This is a genomic window from Pseudomonas sp. NY15181 (assembly GCF_048068055.1).
In the GTDB taxonomy this organism is placed as follows: Bacteria; Pseudomonadota; Gammaproteobacteria; order Pseudomonadales; family Pseudomonadaceae; genus Pseudomonas.
In genome coordinates, this window is sequence record NZ_JBLUPT010000004.1 from 354,864 (window position 1) to 376,327 (window position 21,464).

The window sequence follows — 21,464 nt, forward strand, 5'->3', positions numbered from 1 at the left end:
TGCCTCACGGTGAAGATTGCTGGCGCAGCACCAGGGTGCCGTCCTGCTGGGTGAAATCGAGTTGCTTGAGGGCGCTCATGCCGAGCAGCACCTCGTCGCCTTCCATGCCCGGCGCAATCAGCGCGGACACTTCGTTCAATCGGATGTCGCCAAGCTGCAGCGAAGACAGACGCGTACGCCAGCCTTCGCTGCGGCCGTTGGCGGTGTTCAGGGTGATCGGCGCCCCCAGCGGCAACCCCAGGCGCCGGGCCAGCGGCTGCGGGATGGCCACCTGAGTGGCGCCGGTATCGAGCATGAAGGTCACAGGCGTGCCATTGATCTTGCCGTCGACCACATAATGGCCGGCGCGATTGCCGAGCAGGCGCACTTCCACGTAACCATTGCCCCGTACCGACTGCGGTTGCGGGTTCGGGTTGTGCTGACGATCTTCCCAGGCGCCGAAATAGCGGGTGGCAAGCAGGATGCCCGCGCCCCAGGCGAGGAACATCATGATCTTGCCGATCCGCCGACCCGGCACTGCGTCGCTCATTTGCCACCAAGCCAACCGCCGATGGGAGCGGCGAAACGCAGCACATAGGGCCGCGCATCGCCGTCGGCACGGGCATGCTCGCCGTTGTCCAGGCCGATCCAGGCGCCCTGGTCATCGATCAGCAGCGCCTCGGCCACGCCGTAGGGCAGATCATAGCGCCGCTCCGGCGCCAGAGCGCCCGCGGCGAACGACCAGCACTGTTCCTGCGCGCCGGTGTCGGCATTGCGTCGGCAGATCTGGTGCGCCAGGCGTTCGAGGGTGAACAGCTTGTCCTTGTACAGTGCAAGATCGGAGAAATCGATGGACAGCGGACGATCGCTGCCCAGCTCCGGCGGTGGCAGCATCGTGCCGCCTTCGCTGAGCAGCACGCAGTTGCCATCGCACTTCCAGGTGTCGTTGTCGTTGCGCACCCGCAGCAGGCCACGACGCTGACGCTCCGCTGCCAGCCACAGGCGCTTGCCGTCCGGGGAGATCGCCAGGCCTTCATAGAGGGCGTTGAAGCTCATCAGCAGACCGCTGGCCCGAGCCTGGCGCAGCAGGCTCTTGGGCAGCGGCAGCCAGGACGCCTCGCCGGCGACCGGCAACAGCAGCACGGCCGCGTAGCCTTCGCTGACCACATAGCGGTTGCCCGCCTGATCGCAGCTGATGGCCTCGAAGTCCATGGCGCCGCCGCGTACCAGGCTGCTGACGGCGACCCGCGCGCGCATGCCCCAGGACAGGCCGCTGTCCGGCACACCGGGCGACACGAATGCTTCGGCGCTGGCCTGCCAGGCCTTGCCGGGCTGCTCGTCGGGCAGCAGGCGGTAGATGCGGTCGTCGTCACGGTCGGACACCGCCCACAGCTCGCCGCCGCAGTTCGCAAGGCCCGACAGGTTGCCCTTGGGCATGCCCTCCACCGGATGCTCGGAGACGAACTGCAGGGTGTTCGAGACCACCGTGGGCGCGGTATCGGCCAAGGCAGCGCCGGCGCACAGGCCTAGGGCGGCCAGAAGCCAGCGCATCAGGCGAAGTCCGCCAGGTTGCCCTTGGTTTCCAGCCAGGACTTGCGGTCGCCGGCGCGCTTCTTGGCCAGCAGCATGTCCATGATTTCCACGGTGCCTTCGGCGTCGTCCAGGGTCAGCTGGACCAGACGGCGGGTGTTCGGGTCCATGGTGGTTTCGCGCAGCTGTGGCGGGTTCATCTCGCCCAGGCCCTTGAATCGGGTGACCTGCGGCTTGCCACGGCGCTTCTCGGCGGCCAGGCGGTCGAGAATGCCGTCGCGCTCGGCCTCGTCCAGGGCATAGAAGACTTCCTTGCCCAGGTCGATACGGAACAGCGGCGGCATCGCGACGTAGACGTGGCCGGCTTCCACCAGCGGGCGGAAGTGGCGAACGAACAGCGCGCACAGCAGGGTGGCGATGTGCAGGCCGTCGGAGTCGGCGTCGGCGAGGATGCAGATCTTGCCGTAGCGCAGCTGGCTCAGGTCGGCCGCGCCCGGGTCGACGCCGATGGCCACGGCGATGTCGTGGACTTCCTGGCTGGCAAGCACTTCGCCGCCGTCCACTTCCCAGGTGTTCAGGATCTTCCCGCGCAGCGGCATGATCGCCTGGAACTCCTTGTCCCGCGCCTGCTTGGCCGAACCGCCGGCGGAGTCGCCCTCCACCAGGAACAGCTCGGCGCGCATCGGGTCCTGCCCCGCGCAGTCGGCCAGCTTGCCGGGCAGCGCCGGGCCCTGGGTGATTTTCTTGCGCTCGACCTTCTTGCCCGCCTTGAGACGGCGGCCGGCGTTGCTGATGGCCAGTTCGGCCAGTTGCAGCCCCAGTTCGGGGTGAGCGTTGAGCCACAGGCTGAAGGCGTCTTTCACCACGCCGGAAACGAAGGCGGCCGCCTCGCGGGAAGACAGGCGCTCCTTGGTCTGGCCGGAGAACTGCGGCTCCTGCAGCTTCATCGAAAGGACGAAGGCGATGCGCTCCCATACGTCCTCAGGTGCCAGCTTCACACCTCGCGGCAGCAGGTTGCGGAATTCGCAGAACTCGCGCATGGCGTCCAGCAGGCCCTGGCGCAGGCCGTTGACGTGGGTGCCGCCCTGGGCGGTGGGAATCAGGTTGACGTAGCTTTCCTGCAGCGATTCGCCGCCCTCGGGCAGCCACAGCAGGGCCCAGTCCACCGCTTCCTTGTTGCCGGCCAGCGAGCCGCAGAACGGCTCGTCGGGCAGGCGCAGGTTCTCGGACACCGAGTCGACCAGGTAGGAACGCAGGCCGTCCTCGTAGTGCCACTCGACGCGCTCGCCGCTGGACTTGTCCTCGAAGCTGACCAGCAGGCCGGGGCACAGCACCGCCTTGGCCTTGAGCACGTGCTTGAGGCGGCTGACGGAGAACTTGTGCGAGTCGAAGTACTTGGCGTCGGGCCAGAAGCGCACGGTGGTGCCGGTGTTGCGCTTGCCGACGGTGCCGACGACCTCCAGGTCGCTGGACTTGAAGCCATCGGCGAAGGTCATGCGGTATTCGTTGCCGTCGCGCTTCACGCGCACTTCGACCAGGGTCGACAGCGCGTTCACCACCGAGATGCCCACGCCGTGCAGGCCGCCGGAGAACTGGTAGTTCTTGTTGGAGAACTTGCCGCCGGCGTGCAGCTTGGTGAGGATCAGTTCGACGCCCGGCACGCCCTCTTCGGGGTGGATGTCCACCGGCATGCCACGACCGTCGTCGATCACTTCCAGCGAGTTGTCCTCGTGGAGGATCACCTGCACGCTCTTGGCGTGGCCGGCGAGGGCTTCGTCGACGCTGTTGTCGATGACTTCCTGGGCCAGGTGGTTGGGACGAGTGGTGTCGGTGTACATGCCCGGGCGCTTGCGCACCGGATCGAGGCCGGAGAGGACTTCGATGGCGTCTGCGTTATAGGCGTTCTGCTGGGCCATGGGGTCCCTACTTAATCTGAGGAAATTCGTTCAAAGATCGAGAAGTCTACGTCGCGCCACAGGCCGGAGGGTATACCGGCGAACGCCAGCAGTGCCGGCAGGTGGCTGACGAAGCGCTGGAAGCCGTGGTCGCCGCCCGCTTCGATGCGCAGGGCACAGGCCCGGTAATAGCGCTCGGCAGCGCGGTAATCGAGGGTTTCGTCGGCGGTCTGCAGCCACACCTGGTAGCGCGCGCCGTCGACCGGTGCCGGAACCTCCAGCTCGGCCAGGGCCTGGACGTGATCCTGCGTCAGCTCCCAGGTCTCGCCGCTGTAATAGTTGGTCTGCGGGCCGAGCTGACCGTCGAACAGCCGGTGCGGCGCCACCGCCGGGTTGATCAGCACGGCCTTCAGGCCATGCCGCTCGGCCAGATGGGTCGCGTAGAAGCCGCCCAGCGAACTGCCGATCAGCAGCGGCTGGCCGAGCTCGGCGATCGCCGACTCCAGCTGCGCCATGGCCTGGCGCGGATGGTGGTGCAGCGCCGGAACGCGCACCTGCCCCGCCAGCCCCAGATGCTGCAGGGCGGCCACGAACTGGCGCGCCTTCTGCGAGGCGGGCGAACTGTTGAAGCCGTGGATATAGAGGAATGCAGTCATGGGCCGGGAGGCTACAAGCTGCAAGCGGCATGTCGCAAGTGCATCGAACCGAGGATGGCGACTGGTACGAGGCCGGGCCTCAATAGCCCTTGATGCTGTAGTCGACCTCGAAGTCGATGCCGGTCACCCGCGACACCCCCGTTTCCAACAAGCCGTCGGGATGCAGGCGCAGCCAGCGGTAGCCCGGCGCGGGACTGTCGACGCAGAAATCCTCGCTGCCCGGCGTGAACTGCACGCAGGTGGACGGCGAAGCCAGCAGGCGCATGTCACCGCGCATGCGGTCGATCTCCTGGTGCACGTGGCCCCAGAGCAGGCAGCGCACATTGGGGTAGCGGTCCAGCACGGCGAAGAGTTTTTCCGGGTTGTAGATGCCGATCCGGTCCATCCATTTGCTGCCGATTGGCACCGGATGGTGGTGGAAGCTGATCAGCAGGTGCTTGTCCGGTGCCGCCTGGATGGCGCGTTCCAGCAGGCCAACCTGCTCGTCGGTCACTTGCCCCGGCACGGCGCCCGGGATGGTGGAATCGAGCAGGATGACGCGCCAGGCGCCCAGGTCGATCACCGGCTCCAGCAGGTCGGTGCCCGCGGTCGCCTCGCGCATCGCTTCGAGTTCGTCATGGTTGCCGGGGAACCAGCGGATCGGCGCGGCAATCGGCGCAGTGATCTCGCGGAAGCGCTGGTAGGACTCCAGGCTGGCATCCTGCGACAGGTCGCCAGTGGCCAGCACCAGGTCGACGTCCGGCTGCTCGTCACGAACGAGACGGACCACCTGGTTCAGGCTGTCGGCGGTGTCCATGCCCAGCAGACGACCATCGGGTTCGGCGAACAGATGGCTGTCGGAGAGCTGGACCAGCAGGACCGATGCGGTAGCGGAGGGATGTGCGGGCACTGGAGGCAATGCGCCTTCTCCTGTGAGGCGGGCGTCCACGGATGAGGATGAGTATGGTGACAGTCACGCCCCCGGGCAAACCGGGAAAGCGTCACAGATCACATTTAGGGACACGCGGCGGACGACGGACGGGCAGCATATCATGGCCCAAGGCCATTATCGCGATATCAGCGCTGCAGCACCGGCTCCAGCTCATGGCCGCAGGACAGGCAATGGCTCAGCCACTCGCCGAGGAACAGGTTCAATTGGTTCTTCTCGTCCGGCTGGTGCATCGCCTGGTTCGGGTAGGGGTAGATCGCCAGCAGGCGGCGCGCCTGCTCCGCGCCGACCACTTCGGCCATGCGTGCGTCGTGGTACACCCGCACTTCCAGCTTGGGCGCCGGCAGCCACGGCAGACCCAGCTCCTGGCGCACCTGCAGCACGGTGGTGTAGGGGCAGGCCTCCACCACGTCCAGCGCCAGCACGCCGAGCAGCCGCTCGCCTTCGCTGAGCGCCACGCGGCGCGAGACCTGGGCTTCACGCATCTCGGGCAACAGGCGCATCAGGCGCAAGTAGTTCGCCTCGCAGGTCGCCTGCAATCCCGCCAGGTCGACGCGATAGCGCTCGCGCAGCAGATTCACACCCATAACCCCCTTACCTCGGCGCGGTTCAGCGCCAGCCATTGCAGGGCGAGCATGCTCGCCGCGTTGTTGATGCGTCCGTCGCGCACGGCCTGCAGCGCCTCTTCGAAGGGCAGCACGTGCACACGGATATCCTCGCCCTCTTCCGGCAAGCCGTAGATCCCCGCCGCGGCACCGCTGTCGCAACGGCCAACGAACAGATGCACCAGCTCGTTGCTGCCACCGGGCGACGGCAGGTACTGGGCGATCGGCCAGAGCGCGCCGAGGGTCAGCCCGGCCTCTTCCACCGCTTCGCGGCGGGCCACCTCTTCCGGCTCCTCGTCCTTGTCAATCAGGCCGGCGACCAACTCCAGCAGCCAGGGGTTGACCCCGGCGTCCATGGCGCCGACGCGGAACTGCTCGATCAGCACCACTTCATCGCGCCGCGGATCGTAGGGCAGCACGCAGACGGCATCGTGCCGCACGAACAATTCGCGGGTCAGCACGGGGCCCATGCCACCAGCGAACTGGCGATGCCGCAGGTGCAGCCGGTCGAGTTTGTAGAAGCCCTTGAAGCACTGTTCGCGCTTCTGGATCTCGACATCCTGGGGGCCTGGCTTGAACGTATCCGACATCCCGTTCCACTCACTGATCGATTGAACTTCGCGCCATCCTATCGCGCCGCTTGCGGCGGCGCAGCCTCTTTCTCGGACCGCCCGGCGGGCAGCGCGAACGTGCGCGCTTACCCTGCCGCCGTGCCCCGGACTGGTTCATACTGCCCGCCGAACCGGCGGCCGCGATGACGGTCCAAACCGCCCATGTCCGCGACGACAAGGAATCCCATGCGTCTTCTGAAACTCGCTGCCCTCGGCAGCCTCTGCCTGCTACTGGGCGCTTGCCAGGGCCTGTTCAAACCCGGCCTCGATGAGCCACTGGCCGCCCGCCCTACCAGCTTCGAACACCTCAAGCCCGGCTGCCAGGGCGAGCAATGCCCGCTGTTCAACCTGGATAGCGTCGACTTCGACGACGAACCGGCGCTCAACGCGGCGATCAACCAGCAACTGCTGGAGCTTGCACGCAGCCCTGACGGCGCCGTGCCGGCCAGCCTCGAGGTCTACGAGAAACGCTTCCTGGACGGCGCCCAGCCCGGCTGGAGCAGCTACCTGCAAGCCAAGGTCCGCGAACAGCATGACGGCCTGGTGATCATCGAACTGTCCAGCTATCGCTTTACCGGCGGCGAGTACGGTCAACCGGGACGCGCCTTCATCAATTATGACCGGCGTCTGCACAAGGTGCTGGCGTTGCAGGACATTCTTCTGCCCGGCCAGGAGGAAGCCTTCTGGAAGACCGCGCGCCTGGCGCACCAGGCGTGGATCCTGCAGAACAAGCTGGACGAGCAGGACCCGAACTTCTCGAAGAACTGGCCCTTCCAGACCACGCCGCACTTCGCCCTGACCTTCGGCGCGCTGACGCTCAAGTACGACATTGACCGCATCGCGCCGCACTCGGTCGGGCATCCGGAGCTGAAGATTCCCTATCCGCGCCTGAACGGCATCGTGAAGCCGTATTACTTCCCGGGACGCGGGGCGCAGTAGGCAGGCTTCACAGCGACCGGTGGCCAATCGCGGACGAAGTCCGCTCCTACACCACGTTTCAGCACGTGCGTAGGAGCGGATTCATCCGCGATCAGCCGGCAAGGCCGGCATTGGGCGAGTTCGCGAGCAATAACGATGGCGTCCCCCTCGCTCCTACAGGCCCGACGCCGGTGCAACTGCTCTTGTAGGAGCGAGCTTGCTCGCGAACCGCATTACGCCGAAGCCGGCACCTTCACACCGACACGTCCCAGCAGCAGTTGCAGCACGCCCGCCACCACCAGCGCCGGCAGGGTTGCGCCCAGGTCCGGCTGGTAGTTCGCCAGCAGGTGATAGACCACCACGCCACCGCCCCAGGCCAGCAGCGAACCCCAGCGCAGGCCGTGGGGAATGGCGGCCGGCGCGCGGCGGCGCAGCACGAAGTGGTCCACCAGCACCACGCCGAACAGCGGGGCGAACACCGATCCGATCAGCAGCAGGAAGTTCTGGTACTGCGCCAACGGCGCGAACCAGGCGATCAGGGTGCAGATCACGCCGATGGCCAGCGCCAGGTGCTCGACCTTCAGCGGCAGCAGGATGCCACTGGAAACCGCCGCCGAGTGGATGTCAGCGAAGGCCTTCTCCGACTCGTCCAGCAGGATCAGCAGCAGCGGGATGCCCATGCCGGCGCCGGCCAGGGCCAGCAGCAGCGCGTTGGCGTCGCTGCCCTCGGCGAACGCCAGGGTGTAGGCCACGCCCAGGCCCATCAGCCAGAAACAGCCAATGAAGAAGCCCAGCGCGGCGCCGCCGAAGGTGTGCCCGGCACGCTTGCCGAAGCGCGAGTAGTCGGCGATCAGCGGCAGCCAGGACAGCGGCATGGCGATGGCGATGTCGAAGCCCACGGCGAACGGCAGCGACCCATCGCCGGCCTTGGCCCAGAGCGCGGTCAGGTCGGCGCGCTTGAACAGGTCGAAGGTCAGCCAGATGCAGGCGGCGATCAGCAGCCAGATACCCCAGCGACGCAGCACGCGGCGGACGAAGGCGAGCGGCCCGCTGACCGCCAGCAGGGTCGCCAGTGCGCCGAACACCAGGGTCCAGAGCGCCGGGCTGGTCCAGGTGCTGCCTTCGCCGAACGCACGGCCCGCAAGCAGGCTGGCGGCGTCGCGCATGACGATGATCTCGAAGGCGCCCCAGCCCACCAGCTGCAGCAGGTTGAGCAGGGCCGGCAGCGCCGCGCCGTGGCTGCCCAGGCTCAGCTTGAGCGAAGCCATGGCGGCCAGGCCCGTGTCGGTGCCGATTACCCCGGCGCTGGCCAGCAGCAGCACGCCGACCAGGGTGCCGAGCAGGATGGCGCCCAGCGCGCCGGCCAGGCCCAGGCCGGGCGCCAGCAGCGCGCCGGTCTGCAGCACCATCAGGCCGATGCCGAGGGAGAACCAGAGGGAAAAAACGTCGCGCAGGCCGAGCACGCGCTGGGCGCTATCGACGGCGACGGTGGGGGAATAGTTGGTGGCGGTGGTGGTCACGATGGGTGCAGGGCTCGAATGTTGAGTTGGCTTCTTGTTGTTTGCTTTTCGTAGGAGCGAGCTTGCTCGCGAACCTTGCTCGCCGGCGACTCCGCTGCTGGGCGGTTCGCGAGCAAGCTCGCTCCTACAGAGTTGCCTGCCCTCGCGATGAGGGCAGGCACAGGCATCACACCTGCTTGTAGATCACCGAACCTTCTTCCTTGAAGCGCGCGGACTGTTGCTGGAAGCCGGCCTCGATGGCTTTCTGCTCATCGGTCAGGCCGTTCTCCTTGGCGTAGTCGCGGACTTCCTGGGTGATCTTCATGGAGCAGAACTTCGGCCCGCACATGGAGCAGAAGTGCGCGACCTTGGCCGAGTCCTTGGGCAGGGTCTCGTCGTGGAAGGCACGGGCGGTGTCCGGGTCCAGGCCGAGGTTGAACTGGTCCTCCCAGCGGAACTCGAAGCGCGCCTTGGACAGTGCATTGTCGCGGATCTGCGCGCCCGGGTGGCCCTTGGCGAGATCGGCGGCGTGCGCGGCGATCTTGTAGGTGATGATGCCGGTCTTCACGTCATCCTTGTTCGGCAGGCCCAGGTGCTCCTTGGGCGTGACGTAGCAGAGCATGGCGCAGCCGTACCAGCCGATCATCGCCGCGCCGATGCCCGAGGTGATGTGGTCGTAGCCCGGCGCGATGTCGGTGGTCAGCGGGCCGAGGGTGTAGAACGGCGCCTCGTCGCAGCACTCCAGCTGCTTCTCCATGTTCTCCTTGATCAGGTGCATGGGCACGTGGCCGGGGCCTTCGATCAGCACCTGGACGTCGTGCTTCCAGGCAATGCGGGTCAGCTCGCCGAGGGTTTCCAGCTCGCCGAACTGAGCGGCATCGTTGGCATCGGCCACCGAGCCCGGACGCAGGCCATCGCCCAGCGAGAAGCTGACGTCGTAGGCCTTCATGATTTCGCAGATTTCCTCGAAGTGGGTGTAGAGGAAATTCTCCTGGTGATGGGCCAGGCACCACTTGGCCATGATCGAGCCGCCACGGGAGACGATGCCGGTGACGCGCTTGGCGGTCAGCGGCACGTAGCGCAACAGCACGCCGGCATGGATGGTGAAGTAGTCCACGCCCTGCTCGGCCTGCTCGATCAGGGTGTCACGGAAGATTTCCCAGGTCAGGTCCTCGGCGATGCCGTTGACCTTCTCCAGCGCCTGGTAGATCGGCACGGTGCCGATGGGTACCGGGCTGTTGCGCAGGATCCACTCGCGGGTTTCGTGGATGTGCTTGCCGGTGGACAGGTCCATCACCGTGTCGGCGCCCCAGCGGATACCCCAGGTGAGCTTCTCCACTTCTTCCTCGATGGAGGAACCCAGGGCGCTGTTGCCGATGTTGCCGTTGATCTTCACCAGGAAGTTGCGGCCGATGATCATCGGTTCCAGTTCGGTGTGGTTGATGTTCGCCGGGATGATCGCGCGGCCGCGGGCCACTTCGTCACGGACGAACTCGGGGGTGATTTCCTTGGGAATGCTCGCACCGAAGCTCTGGCCCGGATGCTGGGCGTCCAGCAGGCCCGCGGCGCGGGCTTCCTGCAACTTCATGTTCTCGCGGATGGCGATGTATTCCATCTCGGGCGTGATGATGCCCTGGCGCGCGTAGTGCATCTGCGTGACGTTCTTGCCGGCCTTGGCGCGGCGCGGAGTGCGCACGTGGGCGAAGCGCAGGGCATCGAGGCTGGCATCGGCCAGGCGCGACTGGCCGAACTCGGAGGTCAGGCCGGGGAGGATTTCGGTGTCGCCGCGCTCGTCGATCCAGCGCGAACGCACGTCCGGCAGGCCCTTGCGCAGGTCGATGCGCACGTCCGGGTCGGTGTAGGGACCGGAGGTGTCGTAGACCATCACCGGCGCGTTCTTCTCGCCGCCGAAGGCGGTGGGGGTGTCGGCGAGAGAAATCTCCCGCACGGGGACGCGGATGTCCGGGCGCGAGCCGGTCAGGTAGACCTTTTTCGAATTCGGGAAGGGCTGGGTCGACTGGCGGTCCAGCTGTTCAAGGCGGGTGACGTTGTTTTTCTGGGTGCTCATCCTGGCTCTCCTGGGGTTGATTGCCGGGGAGAACCTGGGACGAGAGGAGCTGCTTGCCGCAGCGAAGGGACGCATCCCGGTAAGGGCGGGGGCCGGGGCGGAATGCGCCGCGGGATGCGTACTTCTTGTTCCCTACGCGGGTCTTAACCCGATCAGGTTCAACGGGATCCGGAACTATCCGATCTCAGCCCCTCGCAATGGGGCACCCCGACAAGAACGCCCGCAGTCTAATCAAGTGCACAAGGATTAGCCAATGCCGTCTGACCGAAAACCACGCAATTACCTACAGGTAGCTACACTCCTGCCTCGGAAGGCTCGTACGAAGGTGCCTTGACCGCTCCCGGCGGCAACCGTAGCCTTGCTCCACCTCGCATCACTTTCTAGGACGAACGAATGCTGCGCAGACTCTCCCTGGCTGTCGCCGTTGCAGCTACGACAGGCTTTGCCTGGGCTGCCCAGCCCGCTCCGGCCGCCTCTCCCCTGCCGACCAAGACGGACCTGATCCGCGTCTACAAGGACGCCGTCGACAACAACGCCGACCTCGCCGCAGCGCAGGCCGACTACCTGGCCCGTAAGGAAGCCGTGCCGCAGGCGCGTTCCGGCCTGCTGCCGCAGATCAACGCCGGCGCCAACGTAGGCAGCACCCGTACCTCGCTGGACGAACCCAACGCCACGCTGAACCGCAGCAGCCAGGTGCTCCAGGCGACCCTGAGCCAACCGCTGTTCCGCGCCGATCGCTGGTTCCAGCTCAAGGCGGCGAAAAACGTCAGCGAACAGGCCCAGCTGGAATTCTCCGCGACCCAGCAGGCGTTGATCCTGCAGAGCGCCGAGAATTACTTCGGCGTGCTCCGCGCCCAGGACAACCTGGCCGCCAGCAAGGCCGAGGAAGCGGCGTTCAAGCGCCAGCTCGACCAGTCCAACGAGCGCTTCGATGTCGGTCTGTCGGACAAGACCGACGTACTCGAATCCCAGGCCAGCTACGACACCTCGCGGGCCAACCGCCTGGTGGCCGAACAGCAGGTGGATGACGCCTTCCAGGCCCTGGTCACCCTGACCAACCATGAGTACAGCGCCCTCGAGGGCATCCTGCATTCCATGCCGGTGGTTGCGCCGATGCCCAACGACGCCAAGGCCTGGGTGGATACCTCGGTGCAGCAGAACCTGGCGCTGCAGGCCAGCAACTATGCGGTCGACGCCGCCGAAGAGACCCTGCGCCAGCGCAAGGCCGGCCACCTGCCGACCGTCGACGCCGTGGCGCAGTACCAGAAAGGCGACAACGACGCCCTGGGCTTCGCCAATACCGGCGTGCCTGGCGATCCGCACTACGGCAAATGGGTCGACGAGAGCAGCATCGGCCTGCAGCTGAACGTGCCGATCTACACCGGCGGCCTGACCAGTTCCCAGGTCCGCGAGGCCTACCAGCGCCTGAGCCAGAGCGAACAACTGCGTGAAAGCCAGCGCCGCCAGGTGGTGCAGAACGCCCGCAACCAGCACCGTGCGGTGAACACCGACGTGGAGCAGGTGAAGGCGCGGCGCCAGGCGATCATCTCCAACCAGAGCTCGCTGGAAGCCACCGAGATCGGCTACCAGGTCGGTACCCGCAACATCGTCGACGTACTGGACGCCCAGCGTTCGCTGTACAACTCGGTGCGCGACTACAACAACACCCGCTACGACTACATCCTCGACAACCTGCGCCTGAAGCAGACCGCCGGCACCCTGGCGCCGAGCGACCTGGAAGCGCTGAGCGGCTACCTCAAGCCGGATTACAACCCGGACAAGGACTTCCTGCCGCCGGACCTGGCCAAGGCCGCCGAGGCACAGCTCAAGTCCAGTCCCAAGTACTGATCGAGCCTCACGAAAAAGCCCCGCATCGCGGGGCTTTTTCTTTGCGCCGTCAAAGGCGAAATGACGGTGTCGACCTGTAGGAGCGGACTCTGTCCGCGACCGGGTCATCCACGCGCCTGGCCTATCGCCAGAGCGGCCGATCAGACATCGCGGACGGAGTCCGCTCCTGCGCAAGCTTCCGCCACGCACTCAGTCCCGATACCCCGGCGAAACCCGGTCGAGCATCCGCAGCAGCGCCCCCCAGGCCAGGTCGTTGCCATCCGGGTCACTCAGCTCGCCCTCGGCCAGCGGCCGCTGCGGCGCGTTGAACTGCTGCTCGGTATAGCGGCAGACCTCCTCCGGCGGAATCACCAGCTCGCCGCCAGCCTGCGCCGCCAGCTGGATGTCGCAGGCCTTCTCCAGGTAGTACATGCGCAGGAACGCCTGCTGCACGCTCTGGCCCACGGTCAGCAGGCCGTGGTTGCGCAGCATCAGGCCGATATGCTCCTCACCCAGGTCGCGCACCAGGCGCACCTGCTCGTCCATCGACAGGGCGATGCCTTCGTAGTCGTGGTAGCCGAGCCGGCCGTAGAACTCCATGGACATCTGGTTCAGCGGCAGCAGCCCGCAGGCCTGCGCCGCCACCGCGCAACCGGCGCGGGTGTGCGTATGCAGCACGCACTGCGCGTCCTCGCGGGCACCGTGGATGGCGCTGTGGATGACGAAGCCGGCCGGGTTGACCTTGTACGGCGTCGGCTCCACCGGATGGCCGGTGAGATCGATCTTCACCAGGCTCGACGCGGTAATCTCGTCGAACATCAACCCATAGGGGTTGATCAGGAAATGGTGCTCGGGGCCGGGGATACGCACCGAGATATGGGTGAAGATCAGGTCGCTCATGCGGAAATGCGCGATCAGCCGGTAGCAGGCCGCCAGCTCCTCGCGCAGTTTCCACTCCTCGGGCGGACAAGTGGCGCGGCTCGGTGCCTGCGCCGGCATCAACGTCATGGTGCTCTCCTCCTCAAACTGAAGGACGCCGGGGCCAGAAGGCCCCGGCGTCACGCTCACTGGGCGGCCCAGGCGTTGAAGCGCTCTTCCAGCTCCTCGCCATGGTCGACCCAGAATTCATCGTCCATCGCCAACCCCTGGGGCAGGTTCTGCGTCGAGGTGGGCACCCAACCGGCCAGGTCCGACGGCAGGCGTTCGGCGGCCTGCTTGTTGGTCGGACCATACGCAATGTGCTTCACGTAGTCGACCTGGGCATCAGGCTGGTTGGCGAAGGCGATGAAGCGCTTCGCTGCATCGACATGCTGCGAGCCCTTGATGATCGCCCAGTAGTCCATGCCATACAGGCTGCCCGGCCAGACCAGCTGCAGGTTACGCCCGCCCTTGTAGGCATCGGCGATACGCCCGGTGTAGGTCGAGGTCATGACCACATCACCGGCGGCCAGCCATTGCGGCGGTTGCGCTCCGGCTTCCCACCACTGGATGTTCGGCTTGAGCTGGTCGAGCTTGGCGAAGGCGCGGTCAACACCGGCCTTGGTGCCCAGCACCTTGTACACGTCGGCCGGCTTCACACCATCGGCCAGCAGGGCAAACTCCAGGTTGTAGATGGCGCGTTTGCGCAGGCCACGCTTGCCGGGGAATTTCTTCAGGTCCCAGAAATCCGCCCAGGAGGTCGGCGCCGGCTTGAGCTTGTCGGCGTCGTAGGCAATCGCCACGCCCCATACCAGCGCAGCGGAACCGCAATCCTTGGCAGCGTTGGGGATCAGCTGGTCCTTGCCGCCGATCTGCTGCCAGTTCAGCGGTACGAACAGTCCCTCGTCGCAGCCACGGGCCAGGTCCGGGCCCTCGATCTGCACCACGTCCCAGTCGGCGTGGCCGGTGTCGGCCATCACCTTGATGCGGGCCATTTCACCGTTGTACTCGCTCTGGGTCACCCCGACCCCGGATTGCTTGCTGAAAGGCTGGAAGAAGGCCGCATCCTGGGCCTTCTGGCCGGCGCCGCCGTAGCCGACCACCACCATGCTCTCGCTGGCGTGGGCAGCAGCGCAGCAGAATCCGAGGGCGAGCAGCAGCGGCTGCACAGCATTCTTGCGGAAAGTCATTGGGCATACCCCATGTCATAGGAGGTAACGGGCGCAGCGCAAAGCGCCACGCGCACGCTGGATGGGCGCGCCGGAACAACGGACAGAGGTCGAACGGTGGTCTGCGGGCAGGCCCGCAAAGCGAGTGGGGACCGTGCGGGACGGTTCATGCGCCTCTCCTCTTGTAGTTGTTGTGGAGCACGTCGCGGTTGAGCCCGAAGAACCGGGCCGGAGATGAAACTACCCAGTCAATTTTAAAAAAAACAAGTTGATTTTTTACTGGCGGTAAATTTCCATAGACCCAGCTTAGATGCCCCATCCCGACTTCAGGAGAACCCCCGTGTCCGAGGTCCGCCACTTCCAACAGTCCGCCCTGCAGTTCCAGTCCTACGCCGGCGAACCGGTCGACCGCGCCGCCATCTGCCGCCTGATCGGCCCGACCGACAGCCAGACCATGGGTGCCGGCCTGGCGCGCTTCGATGGCGTCTCCATCGAGTGGACGGTGCTCTACGACGAACTGATCGTGGTGCTGGACGGCCACTTCCGCCTGCGCCTGGCCGACCGCGTGATCGAGGCCGCGCCGGGCGACGTGATCTGGGTTCCCGAACGCACCCCGCTGGCCTACGAAGGCGAAAAGGCCACTGTCTTCTACGCCCTTTATCCCGTGGATTGGCAGGCGCGCAACGCCTGATCCGCCGACCACACAACAACAAGAATCCGGAGTTGCCCGATGAGCCAGTTTCCCCACCTGTTCAGCCCGCTGCAGATTCGCGGCAAGACGCTGAAGAACCGCATCATGTCCACCGGGCACGACACCTCGATGCCCACCGACAACCTGGTCAACGACCAACTGGTGGCTTACCACACCGCGCGCGCCAAGGGCGGCGTCGGCCTGATCGTGCTGCAGGTCGCCGGCGTGCATGACAGCGCGCGCTACACCTCCCACGTGCTGATGGCCACCGACGACGCCTGCATCCCCGGCTACCGGCGCATCGCCGAGGCGTGCCACGCCGAGGGCACCGTGGTGCTGTCCCAGGTGTTCCACCCGGGCCGCGAGATCATGGAGTCCAGCGACGGCCTGCTGGCCGTCGCCTACTCCGCCTCCGCCTCGCCGAACGAGCGCTTCCGCGTGATGCCCCGCGAACTGAGCCAGGCGATGATCGACGAGATCATCGAGGGCTATGCCGCCGCCGCGCGCCGCCTGCACGCCGCGGGCATCGACGGCGTGGAAGTGGTGGCCAGCCACGGCTACCTGCCGGCGCAATTCCTCAACCCGCGGGTGAACCGCCGCAGCGACGGCTACAACGGCGACCTCGACGCGCGCCTGCGCTTCACCCGCGAAGTGATCGCCGCGGTGCGCGCGGCCACCGACGAGAACTTCATCATCGGCCTGCGCATCTCCGCCGACGAGCGCGATCCGGAAGGCCTGACCGAGGACGAATCGCTGCAGGCGGTGAAGTCCCTGCAGAACGAGCTGGACTACGTGCATATCGTCGCCGGTACCTCGGCGTCGCTGGGCGGCGCCATCCATATCGTGCCGCCGATGGCCATCGAAGCGGCCTACCTGGCCAACGAGGCCGGCACCTTCAGGCGAAGCCTGGAGATTCCGCTGTTCGTCACCGGGCGCATCAACCAGCCGCAGGAAGCCGAGCTGATCGTCGCCCGCGGCCAGGCCGACGTGTGCGGCATGACCCGCGCACTGATCTGCGACCCGCAGATGCCGAGCAAGACCGAAAGCGGCCACGTCGAGGATGTGCGCGCCTGCATCGCCTGCAACCAGGCGTGCATCGGTCACTTCCACCGCGGCTACCCGATCTCCTGCATCCAGCACCCGGAAACCGGGCGCGAACTGATCTACGCCGAGCGCAAGCCGGCCGCCCAGCGCAAGCGCGTGCTGGTGGTCGGCGGCGGGCCGGCCGGCATGAAGGCCGCCGCCGTCGCGGCCCAGCGCGGCCATGAGGTGACCCTCTGCGAGGCCAGCGGGCAACTCGGCGGACAGGTCAACCTCGCCCAGCTGCTGCCGCGCCGCGCCGAATTCGGCGGCGCCTCCACCAACCTGCAGCGCGAGATGCAGCTGGCCGGCGTCGAAGTCCGCCGCAACACCCGTGTCGACCGCGCCCTGGTCGAGCAGGAGCGCCCCGACGTGGTGATCGTCGCCACCGGCGCCAAACCCTACCGGCCGCCCTACGAGGAAGCCGGCAACCTGCAGGTGGTGGACGCCTGGCAAGTGCTGCGCGGTGAAGTGAAGATCGGCCGCTCGGTGCTGGTCACCGACTGGCGCGCCGACTGGATCGCCCCCGGCATCGCCGAGCGCCTGGTGCACGATGGCCACCAGGTACAGCTGGCGGTGAACGGCACCCACGTCGGCGAAAACCTGCCGCTCTACGTGCGCGACCATCTGGCCGGCGAGCTGCACCGCCTGGGCATCAACGTCACGACCTACGCCCGCCTGTACGGCGTCGACGACAGCACCGTCTACCTGCAGCACAGCGCCAGCGGCGAGCCGATGCTGGTGGAGAACATCGACACCCTGGTGCTCTGCCAGGGCCACCAGCCGGTGGACGAGCTGGCCGACGAGATCGCCGACCTCGCGGACGTCCGCCGCATCGGCGACTGCCTGGCGCCGCGTACGGCGGAAGAAGCGATCTATGAAGGGTTGAAGGTGGGCTGGGCGATCTGATCTTCCCGTAGGATGGGTAGAGCGCAGCGAAACCCATGCTGTCTCGCGCGAAATCTGAATGAACTGTGCTGGGCACGATGGGTTTCGCGCTGCTCTACCCATCCTACGATCCGACTAGCAGGTCCACAGGCGCGACGCATTGTTTAGAATGCCCCACGACGAAACCCGCCAGGACCCTCTCCGCATGAGCCCGAAAGCCCCGCAGGAAGCACCCGCCAACGCCGAAGCGCAGTTCCTCGGCACCCGCATCCGCGGCCTGCGCAAACGGCTCGGCATGACCCTGGCGGAGCTGGCCGAGCAGAGCGGGCTGACCGCCGGCTACATCAGCCAGCTGGAACGCAACCTGGCCTACCCGTCGATCCCGGCGCTGTTCAACATCGCCCGCAGCCTGGGCGTGACCATCCAGTGGTTCTTCGCCAGCGAAGTGCAGGTCGATCCGGCCGACGCAGGCTACGTAGTGCGGCGCAACGCGCGTACCAGCGTGCATTACGAAGACGGCATCGTCGACGAACTGCTCAGCCCGCAGCCCAGCCGCCAGCTGGAAATCCTCCACTCGCGCTTCCCCCCGGGCGCCTACAGCCAGCAGAGCTACAGCCACGACGGCGAGGAGGCCGGCTACCTGCTCAGCGGCAGCTTCGAACTCTGGGTGGGCGAGCGCCATTTCCTGCTCAACGAAGGCGACAGCTTCAGCTATTCCAGCCAGGAGCCGCACCGTTATGGCAATCCGGGGGATGTGGATGCGGTGGTGCTCTGGGTGATTACGCCGCCGACGTTCTGAGGCGCGCCAAGGATCTTCGTAGGACCGAGGGGGACGCCCAGTCCTTGCTCGCGAACGCTCTTTCAACGGCATCGGTGCCAGGCAGGTTCGCGAGCAAGCTCGCTCCTACAAGGGATTGCCCCTGGCAGATCGGCGCGTGGGCTTGGCATCGCCACCCGCCTGTAGCTTCTTGAAAGGCGCAGTATCCAGCTGACTCGGTGGCACGCCTCACACCGAACGGTCCCCTCTCCCTCAGGAGCGGGGCGCGCAGCCAGGGTTAGGGTGAGGGTGAGGGAGATCCCTCGCGCTGGAGGCCGATCAGCCCTTGATCAGTCGCCCCAGCCCATCGAGCAGCCGCTCCAGCGCGCCCTGGTTAGCTTTCATCACGCCCAGCCCGGCCTCGGCCATGCGCTGGGCGCTCGTCGGTTCATCCCACAGGGCGGCCACCGCCACCGCCAGCGAAGGCGCATCCGCCACTTCACGCAGCGCACCGACCTCACGCAATTGCGCGGCGATCTCCAGGAAGTTGAACAGGTGCGGCCCGGACAGCACCGGCTTGCCCAGCGCCGCCGGCTCCAGCAGGTTGTGTCCGCCGTTGGGCACCAGGCTGCCGCCGACGAAGGCGACGTCGGCCAGAGCATAGAGGAACAGCAGCTCGCCCATGGTGTCGCCGAGCAGCACCTGGGTTTCGGCGGCGATCAGCTCCCCCGTGGAACGCCGCTGGGTGCTGAAGCCTTCGCGCCGGCACAGCTCGAACGTCGGGTTGAAGCGCTCCGGGTGGCGCGGCACCAGGATCAGCAGCGCGTCCGGGTGCTTCTCCAGCAATTGGCGATAGGCGGCCAGGGCAATCTCGTCCTCGCCGGCATGGGTGCTGGCGGCAATCCACACCGGGCGCTGCTGCGCCTGCCACTGGCCGCGCAGCGCATTGGCGCGAGCCAGCAACTCGGGATCGATGGTCAGGTCGAACTTGATCGAGCCGGTCACGCTCACGCAGTCCGGGCGCGCACCCAACTGGCGGAAGCGCTCGGCCTCGGCCTCGGTCTGCACGGCGATCCAGCTCATCTCTTCCAGCATTGGCCGGGTCAGCCCGCCGAAGCGCGCATAGCCCCGCGCCGAGCGCTCGGACAGCCGCGCATTGGCCAGCGCCACCGGAATGCCGCGCTTGGCGCACTGGTGGATGTGGTTCGGCCACAGCTCGGTTTCCATGATCACGCCCAACACCGGCCGCGCACGGTCAAGGAAGCGCGCCGCCGCCCAGGGCAGGTCGTACGGCAGATAGCAGTGCTGCACCTGGTCGCCGAACATCGCGCGGATGCGCTCGGAGCCGGTGGGGGTCATGCAGGTGACAGTGATCGGCAGATCGGGATGGCGCTGCATCAGCGCGCGGATCATCGGCGCGGCAGCGATGCTCTCGCCCACCGACACCGCGTGCACCCAGATGCCGCCGGGCTTGAGCGCCGGCAGGCCGAGGGCGAAGCGCTCGCCGACGCGCTGGGCATAGGCCGGCGCCTTGCGCGAACGCAGGAACAGGCGCAGCACGACCAGCGGCAGGCCCAGGTGGAACAGCAGGGTATAGAGGGTCCGGTTCATGGCGGCGGAGAGTAGCAAATTCCAGCGGCCTGCCGCTGCACAGGCGCCCCCATGGAAGCGGCTTTTGATTTTGTAGGAGCGGACTCCGTCCGCGATTGATCATCGCGCGCGGGAATCATCGCGGACGGAGTCCGCTCCTACGAGATACATCTGCACTCGGGGCGGCCCTCACCCTAACCCTCTCCCAGGGGGAGAGGGGACCGTTCGGCGCGGGATCAAACCGAGGTGTCAGCCGGCACGGACGGCTCCCTCTCCTTGGGGAGAGGGCTGGGGTGAGGGGGAGCGCAGGCACGGATTATCCAGAAGAAGACAGTTGCTCCTACGAAAAGCTCGTCATACGGGCGAAGCGAGGTGCTCCGCAAAGCACTCGCCCAACCAGTTCGCCGCAGGCCCCAGTGGCTCGTCGCGGCGCCAGACCAGCTCCACCACCAGCGGCGGCGGCGTCCAGTCGCTGGCCAGCTCCACCAGCAGCGGTTGGTACGCCGGGTACTGCGCCACGTGGGTCGGCAACCAGGCCCAGCCGAGGTCGCGCATCAGCAGTTCGGCCATGGCGTAGAAGCTGTCGGCGCGCCACACCAGCGGGCTGATCTGCTCGCCGCCGGGGTAATGGCTGTCCTGCGGCGCCATCAGCAGCTGGCGATGCCGCGCCAGCTCGCGGCGGTCGGCGTAATCCAGCTTCGCCAGCTCGTGCCCGGCGCCGCAGACGGTGACCATCTCGATGGTGCCCAGACGCTGCCGCTCCAGCTGCTCCGGCATGTCCTCGTGGTGGAACAACAGGCCAAGGTCCGCGCGCCGCTCCAGCAGCTTGCGCGCCACATCGCCCTGGGCACTGCTGGACAGCTGCACTTCCACAGTGGGGAACTCCTGCGCCAGCGCCTGCAGCCCGGAGAGCACCGGCTGGTACGGCATGGCCTCGTCCTGGGCCAACCGCAGCAGCGGCTCCGCGCCGCGCACCAGCGCCAACGCGCGGCTTTCCAGGCGCTCGCACTGGCGCAGTACTTCCCGCGCCTCATCCAGCAGCGCCCGGCCCTCGGCGGTCAGCACCGGCTGGCGGCCGCTGCTGCGGTCGAACAGGGTCACGCCCAGGTCGCTCTCCAGCAGCGCGATGGAGGAACTCACCGCCGATTGCACGCGCTTGAGCTGGCGCGCCGCCGCCGAGAAGGAGGATTGATCGGCGACGCTGACGAAGAGTCGCAACTGGTCCAGGTTCCACTGCATGACCTATCTCCCATAAAGATAGGTAATGACTTTATCCCATCATCCAGATGACTAGAATGCCCACCAGACCGAACGCAACCCACGCGCCGCAAAAGGCGGCGCGTCGCTTCCGGGGAGGACCTGTCATGCCCGGCTATCTCTACCTCGCCATCGCCATCGTCGCCGAAGTCATCGCCACCGCCTCGCTGAAGTCGGTGAAGGGCCTGTCCACGCCTCTGCCACTGGTACTGGTGATCGTCGGCTACGCCATCTCCTTCTGGATGCTGACGATCGTGGTGCGCAGCATCCCGGTGGGCATCGCCTACGCCATCTGGGCCGGTCTGGGCATCGTGCTGGTCAGCATCGCCGCGCTGGTGCTCTACCAGCAGAAGCTCGACACCCCGGCGCTGCTGGGCATGGGCCTGATCGTCAGCGGCGTCGTGGTGATCCAGCTGTTCTCCGGCAACGCCGGCCACTGAGCAGGTTTGACTGGCTGACCGTCAGCGCCCTCAAAAGCCCCTCACCCTGGCCCTGGCTGCGCGCGCCGCTCCTCAAACGGGAGAGGGAACCGTTCGGTCCAGGATGAAACCTCGGCGTCAGCCTGCACTGACTGCCCCCTCTCCCTCTGGGAGAGGGC

General features: G+C 66.7%; 19 protein-coding genes and 1 riboswitch. Of the genes, 6 read left to right on the plus strand and 13 right to left on the minus strand.

Annotation, left to right across the window (positions count from 1 at the left end; all coding sequences use genetic code 11):
• Positions 1 to 4 precede the first annotated feature (4 nt).
• The 7 genes from ACNFBT_RS13370 to ACNFBT_RS13400 form a co-directional block, all read right to left on the minus strand.
• Complete coding sequence (locus ACNFBT_RS13370; RefSeq protein WP_416750013.1) at positions 5 to 529, minus strand: retropepsin-like aspartic protease family protein; 525 nt, start codon at positions 527 to 529, stop codon at positions 5 to 7.
• Positions 526 to 1,530, minus strand: coding sequence for an esterase-like activity of phytase family protein (locus ACNFBT_RS13375; protein WP_416750015.1), 1,005 nt, complete (start codon positions 1,528 to 1,530; stop codon positions 526 to 528). Before ACNFBT_RS13375 ends, ACNFBT_RS13370 begins: the two co-directional genes overlap by 4 nt.
• Complete coding sequence (parE, locus tag ACNFBT_RS13380; protein WP_416750017.1) at positions 1,530 to 3,425, minus strand: DNA topoisomerase IV subunit B; 1,896 nt, start codon at positions 3,423 to 3,425, stop codon at positions 1,530 to 1,532. The genes ACNFBT_RS13375 and parE overlap by 1 nt, the downstream gene beginning before the upstream one ends.
• An 11-nt stretch (positions 3,426 to 3,436) precedes the next feature.
• On the minus strand, positions 3,437 to 4,060 hold the full coding sequence (locus ACNFBT_RS13385; protein WP_416750018.1) for a YqiA/YcfP family alpha/beta fold hydrolase: 624 nt from the start codon (positions 4,058 to 4,060) through the stop codon (positions 3,437 to 3,439).
• Between the two features lie 79 nt (positions 4,061 to 4,139).
• On the minus strand, positions 4,140 to 4,958 hold the full coding sequence (cpdA, locus tag ACNFBT_RS13390) for a 3',5'-cyclic-AMP phosphodiesterase (RefSeq protein WP_416750019.1): 819 nt from the start codon (positions 4,956 to 4,958) through the stop codon (positions 4,140 to 4,142).
• Positions 4,959 to 5,116: 158 nt separating this feature from the next.
• Complete coding sequence (locus tag ACNFBT_RS13395; RefSeq protein ID WP_331317751.1) at positions 5,117 to 5,575, minus strand: DUF1249 domain-containing protein; 459 nt, start codon at positions 5,573 to 5,575, stop codon at positions 5,117 to 5,119.
• Entirely contained in the window at positions 5,566 to 6,183 is a 618-nt protein-coding gene (locus ACNFBT_RS13400) for an NUDIX domain-containing protein (RefSeq protein ID WP_416750021.1), read from the minus strand. Before ACNFBT_RS13400 ends, ACNFBT_RS13395 begins: the two co-directional genes overlap by 10 nt.
• Before the next feature lie 207 nt (positions 6,184 to 6,390).
• Here ACNFBT_RS13400 and ACNFBT_RS13405 point away from each other — a divergent pair, with 207 nt between their 5' ends.
• The gene (locus ACNFBT_RS13405; RefSeq protein WP_416750023.1) at positions 6,391 to 7,143 is read left to right on the plus strand and encodes an RsiV family protein; all 753 of its coding nucleotides are present in this window, start codon (positions 6,391 to 6,393) and stop codon (positions 7,141 to 7,143) included.
• A gap of 212 nt (positions 7,144 to 7,355) precedes the next feature.
• Here the strand turns inward: ACNFBT_RS13405 and cytX are convergent, their stop codons facing one another.
• A complete protein-coding gene (gene cytX / locus ACNFBT_RS13410; protein ID WP_416750025.1) occupies positions 7,356 to 8,642 on the minus strand; it encodes a putative hydroxymethylpyrimidine transporter CytX in 1,287 nt (428 codons plus the stop codon).
• A gap of 166 nt (positions 8,643 to 8,808) precedes the next feature.
• On the minus strand, positions 8,809 to 10,689 hold the full coding sequence (thiC, locus tag ACNFBT_RS13415; RefSeq protein WP_416750027.1) for a phosphomethylpyrimidine synthase ThiC: 1,881 nt from the start codon (positions 10,687 to 10,689) through the stop codon (positions 8,809 to 8,811).
• A 112-nt stretch (positions 10,690 to 10,801) separates the two neighbouring features.
• Positions 10,802 to 10,909: riboswitch (TPP riboswitch) on the minus strand.
• A 173-nt stretch (positions 10,910 to 11,082) separates the two neighbouring features.
• Here thiC and ACNFBT_RS13420 point away from each other — a divergent pair.
• Positions 11,083 to 12,537, plus strand: a complete 1,455-nt coding sequence (locus ACNFBT_RS13420) for a TolC family outer membrane protein (protein ID WP_416750029.1) — start codon at positions 11,083 to 11,085, stop codon at positions 12,535 to 12,537.
• Positions 12,538 to 12,726: 189 nt separating this feature from the next.
• Here ACNFBT_RS13420 and ACNFBT_RS13425 read toward each other — a convergent pair whose 3' ends face one another.
• Both ACNFBT_RS13425 and ACNFBT_RS13430 read right to left on the minus strand, forming a co-directional pair.
• Complete coding sequence (locus tag ACNFBT_RS13425; protein WP_416750030.1) at positions 12,727 to 13,524, minus strand: class II aldolase/adducin family protein; 798 nt, start codon at positions 13,522 to 13,524, stop codon at positions 12,727 to 12,729.
• Positions 13,525 to 13,580: 56 nt separating this feature from the next.
• Positions 13,581 to 14,624 (minus strand): ABC transporter substrate-binding protein, encoded by a 1,044-nt coding sequence (locus tag ACNFBT_RS13430; protein ID WP_416750032.1) that lies wholly within the window; start codon positions 14,622 to 14,624, stop codon positions 13,581 to 13,583.
• Positions 14,625 to 14,943: 319 nt separating this feature from the next.
• Here ACNFBT_RS13430 and ACNFBT_RS13435 point away from each other — a divergent pair, with 319 nt between their 5' ends.
• The 3 genes from ACNFBT_RS13435 to ACNFBT_RS13445 all read left to right on the plus strand — a co-directional run bounded on the left by ACNFBT_RS13435 (position 14,944) and on the right by ACNFBT_RS13445 (position 18,061).
• Positions 14,944 to 15,294: an ethanolamine utilization protein EutQ gene (locus ACNFBT_RS13435; RefSeq protein WP_416750034.1), complete on the plus strand. Its 351-nt coding sequence runs from the start codon at positions 14,944 to 14,946 to the stop codon at positions 15,292 to 15,294.
• A gap of 39 nt (positions 15,295 to 15,333) precedes the next feature.
• Complete coding sequence (locus tag ACNFBT_RS13440) at positions 15,334 to 17,283, plus strand: FAD-dependent oxidoreductase (RefSeq protein ID WP_416750036.1); 1,950 nt, start codon at positions 15,334 to 15,336, stop codon at positions 17,281 to 17,283.
• A gap of 184 nt (positions 17,284 to 17,467) precedes the next feature.
• On the plus strand, positions 17,468 to 18,061 hold the full coding sequence (locus tag ACNFBT_RS13445; RefSeq protein WP_416750038.1) for a helix-turn-helix domain-containing protein: 594 nt from the start codon (positions 17,468 to 17,470) through the stop codon (positions 18,059 to 18,061).
• 297 nt (positions 18,062 to 18,358) lie between these two features.
• On the opposite strand, the gene waaA is transcribed toward ACNFBT_RS13445, so the two are convergent.
• Positions 18,359 to 19,630: a lipid IV(A) 3-deoxy-D-manno-octulosonic acid transferase gene (gene waaA / locus ACNFBT_RS13450; RefSeq protein WP_416750040.1), complete on the minus strand. Its 1,272-nt coding sequence runs from the start codon at positions 19,628 to 19,630 to the stop codon at positions 18,359 to 18,361.
• A gap of 333 nt (positions 19,631 to 19,963) precedes the next feature.
• The gene (locus tag ACNFBT_RS13455; protein ID WP_416750042.1) at positions 19,964 to 20,848 is read right to left on the minus strand and encodes a LysR family transcriptional regulator; all 885 of its coding nucleotides are present in this window, start codon (positions 20,846 to 20,848) and stop codon (positions 19,964 to 19,966) included.
• Between the two features lie 125 nt (positions 20,849 to 20,973).
• On the opposite strand from ACNFBT_RS13455, the gene ACNFBT_RS13460 reads away from it, so the two are divergent.
• Positions 20,974 to 21,306 carry a DMT family transporter gene (locus ACNFBT_RS13460; protein WP_416750044.1) on the plus strand — a complete coding sequence of 111 codons (333 nt, stop codon included), beginning with the start codon at positions 20,974 to 20,976 and terminating at the stop codon, positions 21,304 to 21,306.
• Positions 21,307 to 21,464 lie beyond the last annotated feature (158 nt).

Coding starts and splice junctions, on each gene's coding strand:
- ACNFBT_RS13370 (WP_416750013.1), bottom strand. CDS start 529: ATGAGCGACGCAGTGCCGGGTCGGCGGATCGGCAAGATCATGATGTTC.
- ACNFBT_RS13375 (WP_416750015.1), bottom strand. CDS start 1,530: ATGCGCTGGCTTCTGGCCGCCCTAGGCCTGTGCGCCGGCGCTGCCTTG.
- parE (WP_416750017.1), bottom strand. CDS start 3,425: ATGGCCCAGCAGAACGCCTATAACGCAGACGCCATCGAAGTCCTCTCC.
- ACNFBT_RS13385 (WP_416750018.1), bottom strand. CDS start 4,060: ATGACTGCATTCCTCTATATCCACGGCTTCAACAGTTCGCCCGCCTCG.
- ACNFBT_RS13395 (WP_331317751.1), bottom strand. CDS start 5,575: ATGGGTGTGAATCTGCTGCGCGAGCGCTATCGCGTCGACCTGGCGGGA.
- ACNFBT_RS13400 (WP_416750021.1), bottom strand. CDS start 6,183: ATGTCGGATACGTTCAAGCCAGGCCCCCAGGATGTCGAGATCCAGAAG.
- ACNFBT_RS13405 (WP_416750023.1), top strand. CDS start 6,391: ATGCGTCTTCTGAAACTCGCTGCCCTCGGCAGCCTCTGCCTGCTACTG.
- thiC (WP_416750027.1), bottom strand. CDS start 10,689: ATGAGCACCCAGAAAAACAACGTCACCCGCCTTGAACAGCTGGACCGC.
- ACNFBT_RS13420 (WP_416750029.1), top strand. CDS start 11,083: ATGCTGCGCAGACTCTCCCTGGCTGTCGCCGTTGCAGCTACGACAGGC.
- ACNFBT_RS13425 (WP_416750030.1), bottom strand. CDS start 13,524: ATGACGTTGATGCCGGCGCAGGCACCGAGCCGCGCCACTTGTCCGCCC.
- ACNFBT_RS13430 (WP_416750032.1), bottom strand. CDS start 14,624: ATGACTTTCCGCAAGAATGCTGTGCAGCCGCTGCTGCTCGCCCTCGGA.
- ACNFBT_RS13440 (WP_416750036.1), top strand. CDS start 15,334: ATGAGCCAGTTTCCCCACCTGTTCAGCCCGCTGCAGATTCGCGGCAAG.
- ACNFBT_RS13445 (WP_416750038.1), top strand. CDS start 17,468: ATGAGCCCGAAAGCCCCGCAGGAAGCACCCGCCAACGCCGAAGCGCAG.
- waaA (WP_416750040.1), bottom strand. CDS start 19,630: ATGAACCGGACCCTCTATACCCTGCTGTTCCACCTGGGCCTGCCGCTG.
- ACNFBT_RS13455 (WP_416750042.1), bottom strand. CDS start 20,848: ATGCAGTGGAACCTGGACCAGTTGCGACTCTTCGTCAGCGTCGCCGAT.
- ACNFBT_RS13460 (WP_416750044.1), top strand. CDS start 20,974: ATGCCCGGCTATCTCTACCTCGCCATCGCCATCGTCGCCGAAGTCATC.